The following is a 19,940-nucleotide window of genomic DNA, read 5'->3' as shown; positions in this document are numbered from 1 at the left end:
GATTTATTAAAGCATGTCTGGCAAATTCAAGTGTAATCATAGGAGGTTCTTGTTCATGGATCATTTTGAATTAGTATCAGAATACGCCCCAACCGGCGACCAGCCGCAGGCAATCGAGGCCCTGGTGAAGGGGTTTAAAGAAGGAAATCAGTTTCAGACATTGCTTGGCGTCACCGGCTCCGGCAAGACGTTTACAATGGCAAATGTCATTCAGGCGTTGAACAAGCCGACGTTAGTGTTGGCCCATAATAAGACATTGGCTGCACAGCTTTACGGAGAATTTAAAGAATTCTTTCCGAATAACGCTGTTGAGTATTTTGTGTCCTATTATGATTATTACCAGCCAGAGGCCTATGTGCCACAGACGGACACTTATATTGCGAAGGACTCGGCGATCAATGACGAGATTGATAAGTTGCGTCATTCGGCCACAGCGGCGCTGACGGAGCGGGAGGACGTGATCATCATATCTTCCGTATCCTGTATTTATGGGTTGGGAAGCCCGATTGATTACAAGGAGATGGTTGTTTCTCTGCGTCCGGGGATGGAGAAGGAGCGGGACGACGTGGTCCGCAAACTGATTGATATTCAGTATGAACGAAATGACATGGATTTTAAACGGGGAACCTTTCGGGTCCATGGCGATGTGGTAGAGATTTATCCGGCGGCAGCCGAGGGGGAAGCAGTCCGGGTAGAATTTTTCGGTGATGAAGTGGACCGGATTACGTCTTTTGATCCGTTGACAGGGGAAATTAAAGCTCGGCTGGAGCACATTGCTATTTTCCCGGCATCTCATTATGTTGTTTCAAAAGAAAAAATGGAAGCGGCTATTGTCAATATTGAGAAGGAGCTTGAGGAGCGGGTTCAATATTTTAAGAGTGAAGATAAGCTGCTGGAGGCTCAGAGAATTTCAGAGCGGACGAATTTTGATATAGAAATGATGCGGGAAACCGGTTTCTGTTCTGGAATTGAGAATTATTCACGGCATCTTGCCGGGCTGGAACCGGGGGCAACACCGCATACCCTGTTGGATTATTTTCCGGATGATTTTCTTATTATTGTAGACGAGTCCCATATGACAATTCCGCAGGTGCGGGGGATGTACGCCGGAGATCAGTCCAGAAAGACTACACTGGTGGATTATGGATTTCGATTGCCGTCGGCCAAGGATAACCGACCGCTGAATTTCCAGGAGTTTGAAAGCAAAATTGACCAGATGATGTTCGTTTCGGCGACCCCGAATGTCTATGAAGCAGAACATGAATTGCTGCGGACCGAACAGATTATTCGGCCGACAGGACTTTTGGATCCGGAGATTTCAGTGCGTCCGGTGAAAGGACAGATCGATGATCTGATCAGTGAGGTCAATCGTGAGACAAGCAAGGGACATAAAGTATTGATCACCACGCTGACCAAGCGGATGGCGGAAGATTTAACCGATTATATGCGGGAAGCCGGCATTCGGGTAAAATATCTCCATTCTGATATCGATACCCTGGAGCGGACGGAAATCGTGCGGGATTTGCGTATGAATGTGTTTGACGTACTCGTCGGTATCAATCTGCTGCGGGAAGGACTGGATATTCCGGAAATTACATTAGTGGCTATTTTGGATGCAGATAAAGAAGGATTCCTGCGTTCAGAGACGTCATTGATCCAGACAATCGGACGTGCGGCGCGAAATTCGGAAGGGCATGTTATCATGTATGCGGACACGATGACCGATTCTATGAAAAGGGCCATCGATGAAACGAACCGACGCCGTCAGATTCAGCAGGCATATAATGAAGAGCACGGAATTACACCTCAGACGATCAAGAAAGCTGTCCGTGATCTTATTGCGGTTTCGAAGGCGATTGCAGAAACGGAAGATCAATTAATGAAAGATCCGGAATCCATGAGCAGGAAGGAATTAACGAAGCTTATTGGAAAGGTGGAGAAGCAGATGCGGTCGGCGGCGGCGGATTTGAATTTCGAGCAGGCGGCAGAGCTGCGTGATAAATTAATTGAATTAAAGAAAATGCTGTCCACAATGGATGACTGATTATTTGCAGGCTCATTGATTGCAGGTGTTATTGTGTTAAATAAGGCAAAAAAAGATGTTTTAAAAAAATTTAAAAAAATTCAAAAAAACTCTTGCCAAAATGTGTATGATAGTATATAATGCAATTGTTGAGCCAATGATGGGCTGTCGCCAAATGGCAAGGCACTGGACTCTGACTCCAGCATTTGAAGGTTCGAATCCTTCCAGCCCAGTTATCAGTCAGACATTTTATTAAAGAGGAGCTTTAGTGAAATGTCTGATTTTTTTCATGCTATAATATGCAGAAAAACGCGCCGGTGATGCGTTTTCTGTATTTACGGGTATGCGAAGGGGTGGAGATATGTATCGAATGGAGCGTCCGGTGACCTACAGTGAGGTTGGAGCGGACTACAGGGTAGATATGGCCCAGGTAATTAATTATTTTCAGGATTGTAGTTGTTTTCAGTCAGATGAGCTTGGCGTGGGGCCGAAAAACATGGATATCCTGGGAAAGGTCTGGATGCTGAATAGCTGGCAGATTGTTGTGGAACGTTATCCGACATATGGCGAGTCGATTACGGTAGGAACCTGGCCGTATGATTTTAAGGGGCCATTGGGACTGCGTAATTTTATTATTGATGATGCTTCCGGTGGGCGGATTGCAAGGGCTAATTCCGTATGGGCGATGATCGATGTGACAACAGGGCGTCCGGTTCGGGTAGACAGAACTCAGATTGAGGCTTATCAGATGGAACCGAAGGAGTCGATGAATTACGAAGGACGAAAAATCCCGATTTCCGGTGAATTTGAGACGTTGGAACCCATAACGGTGACAAGAGCCTGTCTGGATACAAATCATCATATGAATAATGCGAGATATGTGGCGGTGGCGATGGAATATTTACCGGAAAATTATCGGATACATCAGATTCGGGTGGAATACAAGCATTCAGCTCGGTATGGGGATATTTTGATTCCGAAACGACAGGTAAAAGCCGGAACAATTGTTGTCCTTCTGGAAAAAGCAGGCGGAGAAGTATGTGTCATTACGGAATTTACGGAATAGGAGTAAGCTATGATACGATTGGGTGAAAAACAAATTTTAAATGTAGTTCGTATAAAAGACTTTGGGATATATGTTGGGGATGAGGAAGAGAAAGTATTGCTCCCGAGAAAATATGTTCCGGAAGGTACTCGAATCGGGGATTCCCTGGAAGTTTTTGTGTATCGGGATTCCAGTGATCGCTTGATTGCTACGACAGAGGAACCGGCGCTCACATTGGGCCAGATTGGTCTGCTCTGTGTCAAAGAGATTAGTAAAATTGGTGCATTTTTAGATTGGAGCCTGGAAAAAGACTTGCTCCTTCCGTATAAAGAACAGACGGTTCAGGTCCGTCCGGGAAAAAGTTATCCGGTAGCTTTATATATTGATAAGAGTAAGCGTCTCTGTGCGACAATGAAAATTTATGACTATCTTGCCACAGATTCACCTTATACAAAAGATGCGATGATTCAGGGGATTGTTTATCAGGTAAATCCAAACCTTGGCGTTTTTGTCGCAGTGGACGGCAAATATCACGGAATGATTCCAAAGAAAAATGTCCATGGTCAATTCCGGGTAGGCGATAAGGTTCAGGCACGGGTAGTTCATGTGCGGGAAGACGGGAAACTGGAATTAAGTCTGCGGGAACGGGTCGAATTCCAGATTGACAAGGATGCTGCTGTGGTCATGGATGTGCTGGAAAGCTATGATGGAGTGCTTCCATTTTCGGAAAAGGCATCTCCGGAGGTTATCGAGCGAGAGTTAAATATGTCGAAGGCTGCTTTTAAACGGGCGGTTGGTCATTTGCTCAAAACGAAAAAGATTCAGATAGACCAGCATAAAATACGGATCAATGTAGAAAAATAAGTAATCAGAGCCGGAGGGTAGAGCATCCTCCGGCTTTTTGCGTTTCATTACGAAATAGTGTTGAAATTGTAAACTAATTGTTACAAAAAAATTACATAAAAGGTTGACAACCGGAGAAGGGTTTGCTAAAATGATATTTGTAACAAATGTGTAATATATGTGGCGTAAATATAACAAAAAATTTACGGGCACATAAAATTACTTGAATTAGGAGGAAAAGACCAATGGGAAAATTAAAATTTGCACCGTATGTTTTCGGTTTAGCGGCAGCAGTTGTATTCGGTACAAATCCAATAGGTGTTCATGCGGCTCCGGTTACTACAACAAAATTTGATGTTTCGTTTGGGGATTTGGATATCCAGGGAAAAATTATTTATACAGCAACTGAAGAAGTTGCTTCCCCATTTTATAAGAAAGGAATTTCCACGGCGGAAGACTGCGTAATGATTCGCAAGGAGCCAAGCGTCGACAGCGAGGCAGTCGGTAAGCTTTATTTCGGTGCCGGATTTGAAGTACTTGAAGAGACCGGTGAATGGATACATATTCAGTCCGGTTCCTGTGAAGGTTATGTTTCGGCAGAATATGTAGTTACAGGTAAGAAAGCTGAGGAAGTTGCAAAGAATACAGATGCGGTCAACAGTTATGCAAAGATCATCACGGATGGCGTGGAGATTAAAGCGGAAGCATCCGACGATGCAGCGGTCATTGCAACAGCCGGCAATGAAGAGATTCTTGAAGTGCTGGCAGTGATTCCGGAATCCGATTGGACAAAGGTAAATAAAGATGGCGTTGAAGGTTATGTTAAAAATCAGACCGTAGAAGTCGGTGTCGCTTATGATTCTGCAGTTTCTATGGAAGAGGAAGCACAGAGAGAGGCGGAAGCAGCACGTCAGCAGACCACTGATACTGATGCGCAGCATACGACAGAAACAGAACAGACAGAGGCTGCTGAAGAGCAGACGGAAACACAGGAAGAGCAAGCAGAGGCTCAGGAAGAACTGACGGAAACACGAGAAGAGCAAACCGAGGCTCAGGAAGAACCGACGGAAGCTCAGGAAGAAGAGACACAGGAAGTCGAAGAGCCATCTTTATATATTGAAGAAGTATCAGAAACTGTATGGGCGACGGACCCAGTTAATGTAAGAGGAGCGGCCGATGCATTTGCCGACAGAGTCGGAGGACTTGGAAAAGGTGAAAGCATTATGCGTACGGGTATTTGCGAAAACGGATGGAGCCGTGTGGACTACAACGGAACAACCGCTTATATTCACAGCGATTATCTGACAACAACTGAGCCGGCTGAGGAGGAACCAGTATACAACGAACCATCTTCAAACAGTGGTTTGGGACAGCAGATTGTTGACTATGCAAGACAGTTCCTTGGAAATCCATATGTTTATGGAGGAACTTCTCTGACAAATGGTACGGACTGTTCTGGTTTTGTTCAGAGTATCTATGCAAACTTTGGATATTCACTTCCTAGAACGTGTACAACTCAGTCCGTATGCGGCCGGGGTGTATCTGTAGATGAACTGCAGCCAGGCGATCTGGTGATCTACTCTTCTTATGGAGAAATTCAGCATATCGCTATCTACTCTGGTAATGGTAATACGATTCATGCCAGCAACTGGGATACAGGCATTATCGAAACCAGTTTATCCTACAGTGGTGATATCTACTGCTGCAGACGTATTGTCGATTAATATATGATTTCCTTTTTCTGATAATAATCTTAAAAACGCCTGATAAATCGTTACGGTTTATCGGGCGTTTTTTTATCCACCGAATTGGGTATAAGATGTGGAAAAAAATATGTAAAATGAGCTCGAAATAAAGGGGTTTATTAAAAATGCACAAAAAACTTGTCGAAGAATTGCATAAAACAAAAAATATTCATTCTGGCTTATCCACAATTCACAAAGTTATCCACATAAGAAAATACAGATTTTCTCGGAAAAATCGACTTATGCACAGAGTTATCCACTTTATCCACAGTGTATAAAGGGTGAATGAAGAGAAAAAAGGCAAAAGTATGTTTTGGTGAAAACGTAAAATTCAACAAAAATGTGGATAATGTCTTGACTTTTTAGTTGTTTATTCTTTAATGTCGAATGGTTTTGTTTCGTCTGTTTTCTCTTAAAAATGTGTCAAATTACAAAATATTTTCAGAAAATACAACAAGTTGACTTGAAAGAATAGGCAGATGTGATATAATTAAAACATAATTACACAGTAAGGAGTGATATCTATGCGTATTACGATCAGCGGAAAAAATATTGATGTGACTCAGGGACTTAAAGATACGATTTATGAGAAATTAGGTAAACTGGATAAATACTTTACTCCGGAAACTGAAGCGATCGTGACACTCAGTGTAGAGAAGAATCGTCAGAAAATCGAGGTTACCGTGCCGATCAAAGGCAGCGTTATTCGTGCTGAGCAGGTAAGCGATGATATGTATGTTTCTATCGATTTAGTACAGGAAATTATCGAACGTCAGATGCGTAAGCATAAAACCCGACTGGTTAATAGAAATCGTGGCGGTGGCAATTTCCAGCAGGCATTTATTGAAATGGAGACAGAGGAACCGGAGGAGATTCGAATTGTCCGTTCTAAAAAATTTGCTATGAAACCGATGGATCCGGAAGAAGCCTGCATCCAGATGGAACTCTCCGGACATAACTTCTTTGTATTCCGGAATGCGGAGACAGATGATGTGAATGTGGTTTACAAACGTAAAGGAAATACTTATGGATTAATTGAACCAGAGTATTAAATATGAAAGAAATGAAGGCGGCTGCGATAAGCAGCCGTTTTTGTGTTGTGCGCCTGTGGTGGACCGTTGTCCGTCGGATGAAAGATTTTTTCGTTGGCAAACCGATATTTCTGTGTTACAATAATTACTACGTGTTTTATAGAAGATACTGAAAATGAGATAGAAAGATTAGTAGGAGTGATAAAATGGGCTTGTTTTCAAAAATTATGGGAACCCATAGCCAGAGGGAGCTGAAACGGATCTATCCGATCGCAGATAAGATTGAAGCACTTTCTCCGGCCATGGAGAAGCTTTCAGATGAAGAGTTGAGAGATAAGACAAGTGCCTTTAAAGAGCGGCTTGCGCAGGGAGAAACACTGGACGATCTGCTGGTCGAAGCCTTTGCGGTCGTGCGTGAGGCAGCATACAGAGTTCTTGGTATGCGGCATTATCGGGTTCAGTTGATCGGCGGTATAATTCTGCATCAGGGACGTATTTCCGAGATGAAGACGGGTGAAGGTAAGACCCTGGTATCCACGCTTCCGGCCTACCTGAATGCGCTGGACGGCAAGGGCGTTCATATCGTTACGGTCAATGACTACCTGGCAAAACGAGATGCCGAGTGGATGGGCAAGGTGCATGAGTTTTTAGGCTTGACGGTTGGCGTTGTCTTAAACAGTATGACACCGGAAGAGAGAAAAGCAGCTTATGCCTGCGATATTACCTATGCGACGAATAATGAGCTGGGATTTGATTACCTGAGAGATAACATGGTTGTTTATAAAGAAAAGCTGGTTCAGCGGGGACTTCACTATGCGATTATCGATGAGGTTGACTCGGTCCTGATCGACGAGGCCAGAACACCGTTGATCATTTCTGGCCAAAGCGGAAAGTCTACAGAGCTTTACCGGGCCTGTGATATCCTTGCGTGTCAGATGGAACGGGGCGAGGCCAGCGGTGAGATGACGAAGATGACGGCCATTATGGGTGAAGAGATTATCGAAACCGGAGATTATATTGTCAATGAAAAAGAGAAAAATGTATCGTTGACTGAAGATGGCGTGAAGAAGGTCGAACAGTTCTTCCATATTGATAATCTGGCGGATGCGGAGAATTTGGAAATCCAGCATAATATTATTTTGGCTCTCCGGGCTCATAACCTGATGCACAGAGATCATGATTATGTGGTCAAAGATGATCAGGTGTTGATTGTTGATGAATTTACCGGACGTATCATGCCGGGACGCCGTTATTCTGACGGTCTTCATCAGGCAATTGAAGCGAAGGAAGGCGTGAAGGTAAAACGCGAAAGTAAGACGCTGGCAACGATTACTTTCCAGAACTTTTTTAATAAATATGAGAAAAAAGCCGGTATGACTGGTACGGCGCTGACCGAAGAACAGGAATTTCGTGATATTTATGGAATGGATGTTATCGAAATTCCGACGAACGAACCGGTACGCCGTGTGGACCATGAAGATCTGGTTTATAAGACAAAGCGAGAAAAGGTCAATGCGGTAACAGATACAATCGTCGAAGCGCATGAAAAAGGACAGCCTGTACTGGTGGGTACCATTACCATTGAATCTTCAGAAATTTTCAGTGATGCTCTGAAAAAAAGAGGCGTTCCCCATAAAGTTTTGAACGCTAAATTCCATGAGATGGAGGCTGAGATCGTTGCTCAGGCCGGACAGAGGGGAGCAGTAACGATTGCGACGAATATGGCTGGTCGTGGTACGGATATCAAATTGGGAGAAGGCGTGGCCGAACTGGGAGGTCTGATGATCATCGGTACGGAGCGTCACGAATCCCGCCGAATTGATAATCAGCTGCGTGGTCGTTCCGGACGTCAGGGCGATCCGGGCGAATCCAGATTTTACATTTCTCTGGAAGATGATCTGATGCGTCTGTTTGGCTCTGAGCGGCTGATGGGCGTCTTCAATTCCCTTGGATTTCCGGAAGGCGAGGCCATTCAGCACAAGATGCTTTCCAGCGCAGTAGAAAAAGCCCAGATGAAGATTGAGTCCAATAACTACGGCATTCGTAAAAATGTTTTGGAATACGATCAGGTTATGAACGAACAGCGTGAGATTATTTATGCTGAGCGTCTGCGTGTTCTTGACGGAGACAATATGCGTGATGTTATCTTTAAGATGATACGCGATGTTGTAAAGAACCATGTGCATATGCACATTCCGGCAGAGAGCCAGGTGGAAGAAAAGGATTTGGAAAAACTGGAACAGAAAATCGCTGTGTCGGATTTGGATCTGGCAAGTCTGGCCCAGGGACTTGTTCAGGTGATTCCTTATACAAATGTGTCCTGGAAACAGGAAGATCATGAGGGAGAGAATGCAGAGCAGCTCATTAAAGAACTTCAGAATAAAGCTATTGAAATTTATGAGGCAAAGGAAAAAGAGTTCCCTGAGGAAGAGCATATTCGTGAACTTGAGCGCGTGGTACTCCTGAAGATGATCGACCGCCGCTGGATGGACCATATCGACAATATGGAGCAGCTTCGGCAGAGCATCGGGCTCCAGGCTTATGGACAGAGGGACCCATTGGTGGAATACCGCTTTGCGGGGTATGATATGTTTGATGAGATGACCGACGGCATTTCCGAGGATACGGTTCAGGCGCTGATGCACATCCGTATCCAGCAGAGGATAGAACGGGAAGAGGTTGCGAAGGTTACCGGAACGAACAAAGATGAATCTGCTGCGAAACAGCCGGTACGGCGGAAAGAAGGAAAGGTTTATCCGAACGACCCGTGTCCGTGCGGCAGCGGCAAAAAATATAAACAATGCTGCGGACGTAAAAAATAGCATGAAGCAGCCGGCTGCGGACAATCGTTCGGAGTCGATAATCAAAATATAAGAAAGAGGGTGAAGCAATGGTTGAATTAGACCAGTTCAAAGTAACATTGATCAGTTATGAAACACCATTAGCGGAAGTGAGGGATTCACTTTGACCTGGCTTATAAAAAGTCCAGAATCAGTGAATTAGAGAATATTATGGAGGAACCCGGATTTTGGGATGATCCGGACAATTCCCAGAAAGCCATGAAAGAATTGAAGCACCTGAAAGATGCGGTAGAGAAGTATGAGGCTTTGGAGACTGCCTATGAGGATGTGGAAACATTAATTGAAATGGGTTATGAGGAAAATGACGAAAGTCTGATTCCTGAAATTGAGGAGGCGCTGAATCTTTTCATTGAAGAACTGGAAGAACTGCGCATATCCACATTGCTTAGCGACGAATACGATGACAACAATGCGATTCTGACGCTCCACGCAGGTGCCGGCGGTACAGAGGCTTGTGACTGGGCCGGTATGTTGTACCGTATGTATAGCCGCTGGGCAGAAAAGCATGGGTTTACTACGGAAGTATTGGATTTTCTGGATGGAGATGAGGCCGGCATTAAGGCGATCACTATGCAGATTAATGGGGATAACGCCTATGGTTACCTGAAAGCTGAAAAGGGTATTCACCGCCTGGTGCGCATTTCGCCATTCAACGCGGCTGGAAAGCGCCAGACCTCTTTTGCATCCTGCGATGTTATTCCGGACATTGAGGAAGATGTGGATGTAGAGATTAATGATAAGGATCTGCGAATTGACACCTATCGTTCCAGTGGAGCGGGCGGCCAGCATATCAATAAGACCTCATCAGCGATTCGTATCACCCATCTGCCGACAGGAATTGTGGTTCAGTGCCAGAATGAACGTTCTCAGCATATGAATAAAGATAAAGCAATGCAGATGCTGAAAGCAAAGCTGTATCTTTTAAAACAGCAGGAGAATGAAGAAAAGGCCTCTGATATCCGCGGTGAGGTAAAAGAAATCGGATGGGGCAATCAAATTCGTTCTTATGTTATGCAGCCGTATAAACTGGTAAAAGACCACCGGACAAATACGGAGATCAGCAACGTGGACAGTGTCATGGATGGCAATATTGACCCATTTATTAATGCTTATCTGAAATGGCGGAGCATCGATAAAAATAAGGCGGAATAGTGCCGGAGGCATATGTATGAAGAAACGCAATGATTATTATGTCGTAAAAAAGAAGGCTGTGCCGGAAGTCCTTCTGAAAGTGGTGGAAGCCAAGCATCTTCTGGATTCGGAAAAGGTAATGACTGTCCAGGAAGCTACAGAGAGGGCAGGCATCAGCCGGAGTTCGTTTTACAAGTATAAGGATGATATTTTCCCGTTTCATGACCATTCCAGAGGCCGTACATTTACGGTCATGATTCAGCTGGATGACGAGCCGGGGCTGTTATCCGGACTTTTAAATTGCGTGGCCCAGTATCAGGCTAATATTCTGACCATTCATCAGGCAATCCCGGTGAATGGTGTGGCTTCGGTGACACTGAGTATTGAAAACCTGAATACAACCGGTGACGTGTCCGAGCTGATCGATGCATTGGAAAAAACGCAGGGGGTTCATTATCTTAAAATTTTATCCAGAGAGTAGAGAGGAAGGAAATGTTATGAAGTATATCGTAATGTTAGGCGACGGTATGGCCGACGAACCGCTGGAGGAACTTGGCGGAAAGACACCGTTGGAGTATGCAAAAACTGAAACTATGGATGCGTTGGCAAAAAAGTCGGAAATTGGTATGGCAAACACTATTCCTGAAGGCATGAGCCCGGGAAGTGATACGGCGAATCTGGCTGTACTGGGCTATAATCCAAGACTTTATTATACCGGACGTTCTCCATTGGAAGCGCTGAGCATCGGCGTGGATATGAAGGAGACGGATGTTGCCCTGCGTTGTAATCTGGTAACACTTTCCGAAGAGGAAGACATTCCTTACGAAGAGCGAACCATTATTGATCACAGCTCGGATGAGATTTCCACAGAAGATGCGGCTGTGCTTCTGGACGCTGTTCGTGAAGCTCTGGAGACAGAAACTTATAGATTTTATCGGGGAACAAGTTACAGACATCTGTTAATCTGGGACAAAGGTCGTGTTGTAGAACTGGCGCCCCCTCATGATCATCTGGGAAAAGTGATTAAAGATTTTCTCCCTGAAGATATGGTCCTCCGTAAAATGATGGAAAAAAGTTATGATATATTGGAAAATCATCCGTTAAATGTGGAACGACGGAAAAAGGGCTTAAATCCGGCCAATTCCTGTTGGTTCTGGGGCGCCGGTACGCGTCCGGCTCTGACTTCTTTTGAAGAAAAGACCCATTTAAAAGGCGCTATGATTTCTGCCGTAGATTTGCTTAAAGGGATTGCCGTAGGCGCAGAGATGAAAAATATTGAAGTTGAAGGCGCAAATGGCGGACTTCACACAAATTATGAGGGTAAAGCTCAGGCAGCGGCGGATACGCTTTTGAATGATGGCAGTGATTTTGTATACATACATCTGGAAGCTCCGGATGAGATGGGACATCAGGGAAGCATTGAACGTAAAATTCAGGCCATTGAAAATATGGATGCCCGGCTGATCAAACCATTGGTGGAAGCAATGGACGCATCCGGCGAAGATTACCGACTTTTAATTATGCCGGATCATCCGACGCCAATCTGCATTCGTACCCATTCGTCAAATCCGGTGCCGTTTATGATTTATGATAGTCGGAAAGACTTGAAAAAATCCTGGAATTATAATGAAAAAGAGGCCGATGAAAGTGGCAATATTGTAATTGAAAAGGGTTATGAACTGATTGACCGTCTGCTGAATGAGTAAACTGGCAGACACGCAAACAGGCTGCGCAGAAATGGGCGGCCTGTTTCTGTGATAGGAGAATCTATGGACATTATAAGGACGATAAGTCAGGAACTGAATATTAAAACATGGCAGGCCGAGGCGGCGATCAAACTGATTGACGAAGGGAATACGATTCCTTTTATTGCCCGGTATCGAAAAGAAGTTACCGGCTCTCTGAATGACGAAGTGCTGCGTCAGTTCCATGAACGATTATTATATTTACGTAATCTGGAAGATAAAAAGGCTCAGGTAATGAGTTCAATCGAAGAACAGGGGAAATTAACGCCGGAATTAAAAAGGGCCATTGAAGTTGCAGAAACAATGGTAGCCGTGGATGACCTGTATCGCCCGTATCGACCGAAACGCCGGACGCGGGCAACGATCGCCAAAGAAAAGGGTCTGGAACCGCTGGCAAATATCCTGCTGCTTCAGATGATGAAAAAGCCTCTTATAGAGGAAGCGACAGCCTATATATCGGATGAAAAGGGAGTGGCTTCGGCAGAGGAAGCGCTGGAGGGGGCCAAGGATATTCTGGCAGAAATGATTTCAGATTCGGCCGATTACCGGTCCTACATCCGACGGGTAACGGAAAATGAAGGGAAAATTGTCTCTAAGGCCAGGGATGAAAAAGAAAAATCTGTTTATGAAAATTATTATGATTATGAAGAAGCAGTGAATAAGATTCCGGGACATCGCATTCTGGCTATAAATCGGGGCGAAAAAGAAAAATTTCTGACGGTCAGGATTGAAGCGCCGGAGGAAAAAATATTGAGATATCTGGAGAAAAAAGTCATCCGAAAAGATAATTCACAAACAGAGGAAATCTTAAAAGATGTCATTGTGGACAGCTATCGTCGTTTGATCGCACCGGCGATCGAGAGGGAGGTGCGCAATGAACTGACGGAAAAAGCAGAAGACGGCGGTATTAAAGTCTTTGGAAAAAACCTCAAACAGCTTTTGATGCAGCCGCCGATCACGGGGCGCGTTGTACTTGGATGGGATCCGGCATTTCGTACAGGCTGTAAGCTGGCGGTGGTCGATCCGACAGGGAAGGTCCTGGATACGGTTGTAATTTATCCGACTGAGCCTCAGAAAAAAGTTGCCGAGGCAAAGGCGGTGTTAAAACGGTTGATTAAAAAGTATCATATTACACTTATCTCTCTGGGAAATGGCACGGCTTCCCGGGAATCAGAGATGGTTATCGTGGATTTGCTGAAAGAACTGGACAGCCGTGTAGAATATGTAATTGTCAATGAAGCCGGCGCCTCCGTTTATTCGGCGAGTAAATTGGCTACGGAGGAATTTCCGGAATTTGATGTGGGACAGAGAAGCGCCGCATCTATTGCCAGACGGCTCCAGGATCCGTTGGCGGAGTTGGTGAAAATTGAACCGAAAGCAATCGGTGTCGGCCAGTATCAGCATGATATGAATCAGAAAAAACTGAGCGATGTTTTGGGCGGAACGGTAGAAGATTGTGTCAATCGGGTTGGTGTGGACCTGAATACGGCTTCTGCATCTCTTCTGGAGTATATTTCCGGCATTAATAAAACGATTGCTAAAAATATCATCGCATATCGGGAGGAGAACGGACGGTTTAAAAACCGTCGGCAGCTTTTAAAGGTGCCGAAGTTGGGACCAAAGGCTTATGAACAGTGTGCGGGTTTTATGAGAATATTGGACGGGGATAATCCTTTGGACAGGACGAGCGTTCATCCGGAGTCCTATGGGGCTGCTGTTGAATTACTGGAACGTCTGGGTTATACAACGGAAGATATATTAAATGGAAAATTGTCCGGATTGGGCCGTCAGATGAAGGATTATAAAAAACTCAGTGAAGATATTGGCATTGGGGAAATTACACTGAGAGATATTGTCAAAGAGTTGGAGAAACCGGGACGGGATCCCCGGGATGAGATGCCGAAGCCGATTTTGCGCACAGATGTTCTGGAAATGAAAGATTTAAAAGAAGGCATGATTTTGAAAGGAACCGTGCGCAATGTCATTGACTTCGGGGCATTTGTGGATATTGGTGTGCATCAGGATGGTTTAGTGCACATTTCGCAGCTGACAGATAAAAAATTTGTGAAGCATCCAATGGAAGTCGTCAGTGTGGGAGACATTGTTGATGTAAAGGTACTGAGTGTGGATGTGACGAAAAAAAGGATACAACTAACAATGAAGGGGATACAATGATGGAAGCAAAAAAAACATTATTTTCAACGAGGGATTTGGTGATTATCGGTTTATTTTCGGCCTTGGCTTATGTGCTGATGCTTCTGGAGTCTCCGGGTTATCTTGGGTTCCTCAGAATTGAATTCAGCGATGTTCCTGCAATCCTTGGAGGCCTTGGAATCAGTCCGGCTGCCGGCGTTTTTATTGAACTGATAAAGAATATTATCAAGGCGATGTCTACAAAAACAGTAGGCGCCGGTGAATTGGCGAACTTTGTTGTCGGAAGCGCCTATGTGTTGCCTTTGAGTATCATTTATAGAAAATGGAAAGGAAAACACAGACTGCTCGTGGGTTATGTAGCGGGCACGGTAGCAATGTGCATTTCGGGAATGATCGTTAATTATTTTATTACATTGCCACTGTATTCCAGCATGTTCGGAGGCGTTGATGCACTTGTGGGATATGTTGGAAGTATGACGCCGGGATTCCTTCCGGAGATCAATAGCCTGTGGAAGATTATTATCATTGGAATTACACCGTTCAATGTGGTCAAAGGCATTATGATGGCGATTGTTTCTTATTACGTATTTAAACTGGTGAAAAAACCGCTTCAATTTTAAATTTGAGTATGATATTATGAGATAAATAATTATATTTCAAAAGGTAGGTTCAAATGATTATAGAAACGTTTTCTGCGGATGAAACATATGAATATGGACGGAAAATCGGCAGTGAGGCTCAACCGGGAGATGTGTACTGTCTGACAGGTGACCTGGGTGTAGGAAAAACTGTATTTACCCAGGGATTTGCCGCCGGACTTGGGGTGGAAGAGGCAGTCAGCAGTCCCACATTTACCATTGTACAGGAGTATGAAGGTGAAAAGATGCCTTTTTATCATTTTGATGTTTACCGTATCGGCGATGTGGAAGAGATGGATGAAATTGGTTTTGATGATTATGTTTACGGAGAAGGAGTCTGCCTGATTGAGTGGGCAAACTTGATTCGGGAAATTCTGCCGGAGGATTTTGTCGGCATTCTGATTGAAAAAGATATGGATAAAGGGTTTGATTATCGGAAGATTACGCTGGAAAAAGGAGGCGTTTTATAATGCTTTTGCTGGCAATTGAAAGTTCGGGGCTGGTGGCTTCGGTCGCTTTGATGACAGAGGATAAGCTCATCGGCGAATATACGACAAATTTTAAAAAAACCCATTCCCAGACGTTGCTGCCGATGCTGGATGAAGTTGTGCGGATGACGGGCATTTCATTGGATTCGGTGGATGCGATTGTTATTTCCGGCGGACCGGGCTCCTTTACCGGACTTCGTATTGGTGCGGCTACGGCGAAAGGGCTGGGCCTGGCGCTGGATAAGCCGCTTGTAAATGTTCCTACGGTGGATGCCATGGCTTATAATCTTTATGGAACGGAGCAGATTATCTGTCCGATCATGGATGCGCGCCGCCAGCAGGTGTATACGGGGCTTTATACCTTTGAAGGAAAGGATTTTCGTGTACTCTGCCGGGAAAAAGCTGTTGGTATTGAAGAAATTGTTCAGGAGATAAATGGCATGGGAAAACCGGTCGTATTTTTAGGCGATGGCGTACCGGTCCATAAGAACTATATAGAAGAACATACTCAGGTCCCATGCAGCTTTGCACCGCCCCATCTAAATGCGCAGCGGGCGGGTGCGCTGGCGGCTCTTGGAAAATTATATTTTGAAGCGGGCTGTGTTGAGACGGCGGATCAACACGTGCCGGAATATTTACGTTTGTCTCAGGCAGAACGTGAATTGATGGAACGCCAGAAACGGGAGAAACAGTCATGATGATTCGCCCGATGACGGCGGAAGATATGGATGCCGTTCTTATTGTTGAAAATGCCTGTTTTACAGATCCGTGGAGCCGGAAAAGTTTTGAGGATTCTCTGAATGAGCCGTCGGCGCATTTGCTGGTGATGGCAGAAGATGCAAAAGCAGAGGTTACAGGGTATTGCTGTCTGTATCATGCTCTGGATGAGGGAGAAATCGTCAATGTGGCTGTTGCTCCTGAGTACCGTCAAAAGGGGTATGGGGGAGCGTTGGTCCGGGCGTTGATGACGCTTGGAGCATCCCTTGGAGAGAAACGCTTTTTCCTGGAAGTTCGGGCGGGGAATACAGCAGGGAAGAGGCTGTATGGAAGTCTGGGCTTTGAGATGTGCGGGATAAGAAAAGGTTTTTATACCAATCCAAAAGAAGATGCGGTAGTAATGATGTGGGAGAAGGCGCCTGTCTGCCAGTAATCTCCTATGTATTTGACCGGACGGATTTTGTATAATAAAACCGAAACCTGACGACAGAGTATGCAAAGGAGTAAAATATGGAGAAAAATACAAAAATTTGTCATTGCTGCGGTCGTGTGATTGGACAGGAAGATTATGTGCATATTGAAAAAGTATGGGGATACTTTTCAAAGGGGAAGGACGGACAAAAGCATAGCATTGATCTGTGTGAAGACTGCTATGACAGATGGACTCGGGGATTCAAAAAATCGCCGGATATTTCGGAAACAACAGAATTGGTGTAGAGATTGATATAAAGAGGGAAAGATATGTTGGATTTGTGTTTATTAGGAACGGGTGGGATGATGCCGTTGCCCTATCGATGGCTGACGTCCCTGATGTTCCGTTATAATGGAAGCAGTCTTCTGGTTGACTGTGGGGAGGGGACACAGATCACGATCCGGGAAAAAGGCTGGAGTTTTCGGCCGCTGGATGTAATCTGTATTACTCATTTTCATGGTGATCATATCAGCGGACTTCCGGGAATATTGCTGGCAATGGCAAATTCGGATCGAAAAGAACCTTTGCTTATGATTGGCCCGAAGGGGTTGATTCGAGTTGTAAATTCGTTGAGAGTGATTGCGCCGGAACTGCCATTTGATATTGAGTTCATCGAACTTACGCAGACGCAGCAGCATATAGAAACCCATGGATATCATATTGATGCGTTTCGAGTGAATCATAAAATCACCTGCTATGGATATAGCATATCTATTCCGAGAGCGGGGCTTTTTGATGTGGAAAAGGCAAAGGCCAATGAGGTCCCGTTAAAATATTGGAATCGTTTGCAGAAAGGCGAAATCATTGAAGCAGATGGCCAGTTATTTGAACCGTCTATGGTGCTTGGAGAACCGCGTAAGGGGATTAAAGTTACGTATACGACGGATACGCGGCCGACGAATTCGATTCGTCAGAATGCGAAGGGGTCGGATTTGTTTATTTGCGAGGGAATGTATGGTGAACGGGGCGATATCAACAATGCGGTGAAGTACAAGCATATGACCTTTGAAGAGGCCGCAGGTCTTGCAAGAGATGCTGGTGTTAAAGAATTATGGCTGACCCATTATAGTCCGGCCATTAATCATCCGGAAATATTTATGGATGATGTCCGGCGGATTTTTCCAAATGCCCATGCGGCGAAAGATCGACGATCGGTGGAATTGAATTTTGAGGAATAGAGGAATAGCGGTATGGAAAAAGATATTTATATCCTTGCGATAGAATCTTCCTGTGACGAAACTGCGGCAGCCGTAGTGAAAAACGGAAGAGAAGTTTTGTCTAACATTATATCATCTCAAATTGAATTGCATAAGCTCTACGGCGGTGTGGTGCCGGAGATTGCATCCAGAAAACATATTGAGAAAATTAATCCGGTGATACGGGAAGCATTAGCTGAAGCCGGTATGAAGTTGGGAGATATGGACGCAATTGGGGTCACTTATGGACCGGGGCTTGTTGGCGCGCTTCTGGTTGGCGTCGCGGCAGCCAAAGCAATCAGCTATGCTAAAAATATTCCATTGGTAGGAGTCCATCATATTGAAGGACATATTTCTGCCAACTATATTGAAAATAAAGATTTAGAACCCCCATTTCTTGGAATGGTCGTATCCGGAGGCCATACCCATCTGGTCATGGTAGAGGATTACGGTAAGTACGAGATTCTTGGAAAAACACGAGATGATGCTGCGGGAGAAGCTTTTGATAAAGTGGCAAGAGCAATAGGACTTGGATACCCGGGAGGACCAAAGATCGATAAGCTGGCCAAAGAGGGAAATCCTCGGGCCATTGCATTTCCAAGGGCTCATGTGGCAGACGCACCGCTGGATTTTAGCTTTAGTGGTCTGAAGTCTTCGGTTTTGAATTATATCAATTCATGTGAAATGAAACATCAGAAAATTTGCCGTGCTGATGTGGCAGCCTCTTTTCAGGCGGCTGTTGTGGATGCGATTGTCAGTCATACGATTTTGGCGGCAAAGACATATCATATAGATAAAGTAGCATTGGCCGGCGGTGTGGCTTCAAATTCTGCACTTCGTCAGGCTATGAAAGAAAAATGCGAAGCGGCCGGGCTTAAATTTTATTATCCATCACCAATTCTTTGTACGGATAATGCGGCGATGATCGGCTGTGCCGCTTACTATGAATATCTTGCAGGAACACGTCATGGCCTGGATTTAAATGCTGTGCCGAATTTGAAAATTGGACAGAGATGACCGGGAGCCATAATAATAGAAGAAAATTGTGAAATGCGCCTTCTGAATTGGTGTCAGTATAAGTGGATAAACACTACATTTAGGGGTGAAGATCAACGATCAGAAAAACGAAAAAAAGTGTCAAAAAAATGTTGACATATAAAGGGCTTGATGATATTATAATCATTGCCGTTTGACGGTGTAAAAGAACGAAGAAAATTGTGCGGATGAGAAAAAATGCTTGACAAGCATCGAAAGACCTGTTAAACTATTAAAGCACTGTTTTGGAGAGGTGTCCGAGTGGTTTAAGGAGCTGGTCTTGAAAACCAGTGACTCCGAAAGGGGCCGTGGGTTCGAATCCCACCTTCTCCGTTGCGTGAGCACTTAACGAGGTGTTTTCGAGTTTGGTGCGGAACATACTCCACGAACCTTAGCGAAACGTTGTTGAGCTTAGTTGAGCGGAGTCTATATCTAAAGTTAATATAAGAATAGTTTTCTGCTATGCTTGGAGAAGTACCCAAGAGGCCGAAGGGGCTCCCCTGGAAAGGGAGTAGGTCGTTAATAGCGGCGCGAGGGTTCAAATCCCTCCTTCTCCGTTTCAGACATTGAAAATGTTTGAAAAAAAGTAAAAAAGATGTTGACAAAAATCGAAAAGCGTGTTATCATTAAGAAGTTGCACGACAGAAATGAGCAACATCAAAAAATGGACATTGACAATTAAACAATAAAACAATCCCGAAAGTTCTTTAAGAGAATTTCAAAAAAACGAATGGTGCCGAAAGGCACTCCAGACAGTAAAAAACGGGAAGATAACAGCTAGTTGTCATTCTGTTAGGATATGAACATGAGAGTTTG

Annotated in this window: 17 protein-coding genes and 3 tRNA genes; all 20 read left to right on the top strand. The window is 44.6% G+C overall.

The window, feature by feature from the left end; all coding sequences use genetic code 11:
* Positions 1-55: 55 nt before the first annotated feature.
* The 20 genes from uvrB (at position 56) to EV212_RS11660 (ending at position 19,681) form a co-directional block, all read left to right on the top strand.
* A complete protein-coding gene (gene uvrB, locus EV212_RS11755; protein WP_132093601.1) occupies positions 56-2,044 on the top strand; it encodes an excinuclease ABC subunit UvrB in 1,989 nt (662 codons plus the stop codon).
* Between the two features lie 140 nt (positions 2,045-2,184).
* Positions 2,185-2,256, top strand: a tRNA-Gln gene (locus EV212_RS11750).
* Positions 2,257-2,384: 128 nt separating this feature from the next.
* A complete protein-coding gene (locus EV212_RS11745; RefSeq protein ID WP_165873368.1) occupies positions 2,385-3,089 on the top strand; it encodes an acyl-[acyl-carrier-protein] thioesterase in 705 nt (234 codons plus the stop codon).
* A gap of 9 nt (positions 3,090-3,098) precedes the next feature.
* Positions 3,099-3,932, top strand: coding sequence for a CvfB family protein (locus EV212_RS11740; protein WP_207669111.1), 834 nt, complete (start codon positions 3,099-3,101; stop codon positions 3,930-3,932).
* Between the two features lie 224 nt (positions 3,933-4,156).
* Positions 4,157-5,635, top strand: coding sequence for an SH3 domain-containing C40 family peptidase (locus EV212_RS11735; RefSeq protein WP_132093595.1), 1,479 nt, complete (start codon positions 4,157-4,159; stop codon positions 5,633-5,635).
* A 545-nt stretch (positions 5,636-6,180) separates the two neighbouring features.
* Entirely contained in the window at positions 6,181-6,708 is a 528-nt protein-coding gene (gene hpf, locus EV212_RS11730) for a ribosome hibernation-promoting factor, HPF/YfiA family (protein ID WP_132093592.1), read from the top strand.
* Positions 6,709-6,893: 185 nt separating this feature from the next.
* A complete protein-coding gene (gene secA / locus EV212_RS11725; RefSeq protein WP_132093589.1) occupies positions 6,894-9,509 on the top strand; it encodes a preprotein translocase subunit SecA in 2,616 nt (871 codons plus the stop codon).
* A gap of 68 nt (positions 9,510-9,577) precedes the next feature.
* Positions 9,578-10,700, top strand: a protein-coding gene (gene prfB / locus EV212_RS11720; protein WP_132093586.1) for a peptide chain release factor 2 whose coding sequence is annotated in 2 segments (ribosomal slippage) — positions 9,578-9,652 and positions 9,654-10,700 — 1,122 coding nt in all. Because the reading frame shifts where the segments join, the coding sequence is not laid out codon by codon here.
* A gap of 16 nt (positions 10,701-10,716) precedes the next feature.
* Entirely contained in the window at positions 10,717-11,160 is a 444-nt protein-coding gene (locus EV212_RS11715; protein ID WP_132093583.1) for an ACT domain-containing protein, read from the top strand.
* Positions 11,161-11,176: 16 nt separating this feature from the next.
* On the top strand, positions 11,177-12,385 hold the full coding sequence (locus EV212_RS11710; RefSeq protein ID WP_132093580.1) for a cofactor-independent phosphoglycerate mutase: 1,209 nt from the start codon (positions 11,177-11,179) through the stop codon (positions 12,383-12,385).
* A 63-nt stretch (positions 12,386-12,448) separates the two neighbouring features.
* Positions 12,449-14,599, top strand: a complete 2,151-nt coding sequence (locus EV212_RS11705) for a Tex family protein (protein ID WP_132093577.1) — start codon at positions 12,449-12,451, stop codon at positions 14,597-14,599.
* The gene (locus tag EV212_RS11700; protein ID WP_132093574.1) at positions 14,596-15,198 is read left to right on the top strand and encodes an ECF transporter S component; all 603 of its coding nucleotides are present in this window, start codon (positions 14,596-14,598) and stop codon (positions 15,196-15,198) included. The genes EV212_RS11705 and EV212_RS11700 overlap by 4 nt, the downstream gene beginning before the upstream one ends.
* Positions 15,199-15,251: 53 nt before the next feature.
* Positions 15,252-15,686, top strand: a complete 435-nt coding sequence (gene tsaE, locus EV212_RS11695) for a tRNA (adenosine(37)-N6)-threonylcarbamoyltransferase complex ATPase subunit type 1 TsaE (RefSeq protein ID WP_132093571.1) — start codon at positions 15,252-15,254, stop codon at positions 15,684-15,686.
* Positions 15,686-16,402, top strand: a complete 717-nt coding sequence (gene tsaB, locus EV212_RS11690) for a tRNA (adenosine(37)-N6)-threonylcarbamoyltransferase complex dimerization subunit type 1 TsaB (protein ID WP_132093568.1) — start codon at positions 15,686-15,688, stop codon at positions 16,400-16,402. Before tsaE ends, tsaB begins: the two co-directional genes overlap by 1 nt.
* Complete coding sequence (gene rimI, locus EV212_RS11685; protein WP_132093565.1) at positions 16,399-16,854, top strand: ribosomal protein S18-alanine N-acetyltransferase; 456 nt, start codon at positions 16,399-16,401, stop codon at positions 16,852-16,854. Before tsaB ends, rimI begins: the two co-directional genes overlap by 4 nt.
* A 77-nt stretch (positions 16,855-16,931) precedes the next feature.
* Positions 16,932-17,138: a hypothetical protein gene (locus EV212_RS11680; protein WP_132093562.1), complete on the top strand. Its 207-nt coding sequence runs from the start codon at positions 16,932-16,934 to the stop codon at positions 17,136-17,138.
* 24 nt (positions 17,139-17,162) lie between these two features.
* Positions 17,163-18,071, top strand: a complete 909-nt coding sequence (locus tag EV212_RS11675; RefSeq protein WP_132093559.1) for a ribonuclease Z — start codon at positions 17,163-17,165, stop codon at positions 18,069-18,071.
* A gap of 12 nt (positions 18,072-18,083) precedes the next feature.
* A complete protein-coding gene (tsaD, locus tag EV212_RS11670; RefSeq protein WP_132093556.1) occupies positions 18,084-19,106 on the top strand; it encodes a tRNA (adenosine(37)-N6)-threonylcarbamoyltransferase complex transferase subunit TsaD in 1,023 nt (340 codons plus the stop codon).
* 265 nt (positions 19,107-19,371) lie between these two features.
* A tRNA-Ser gene (locus EV212_RS11665) sits at positions 19,372-19,457 on the top strand.
* 135 nt (positions 19,458-19,592) lie between these two features.
* A tRNA-Ser gene (locus EV212_RS11660) sits at positions 19,593-19,681 on the top strand.
* Positions 19,682-19,940 lie beyond the last annotated feature (259 nt).

The sequence above is a fragment of the Frisingicoccus caecimuris genome, assembly GCF_004340975.1.
GTDB lineage: Bacteria > Bacillota > Clostridia > Lachnospirales > Lachnospiraceae > Frisingicoccus > Frisingicoccus caecimuris.
This window is presented reverse-complemented; position numbering and strand designations above follow the sequence as displayed.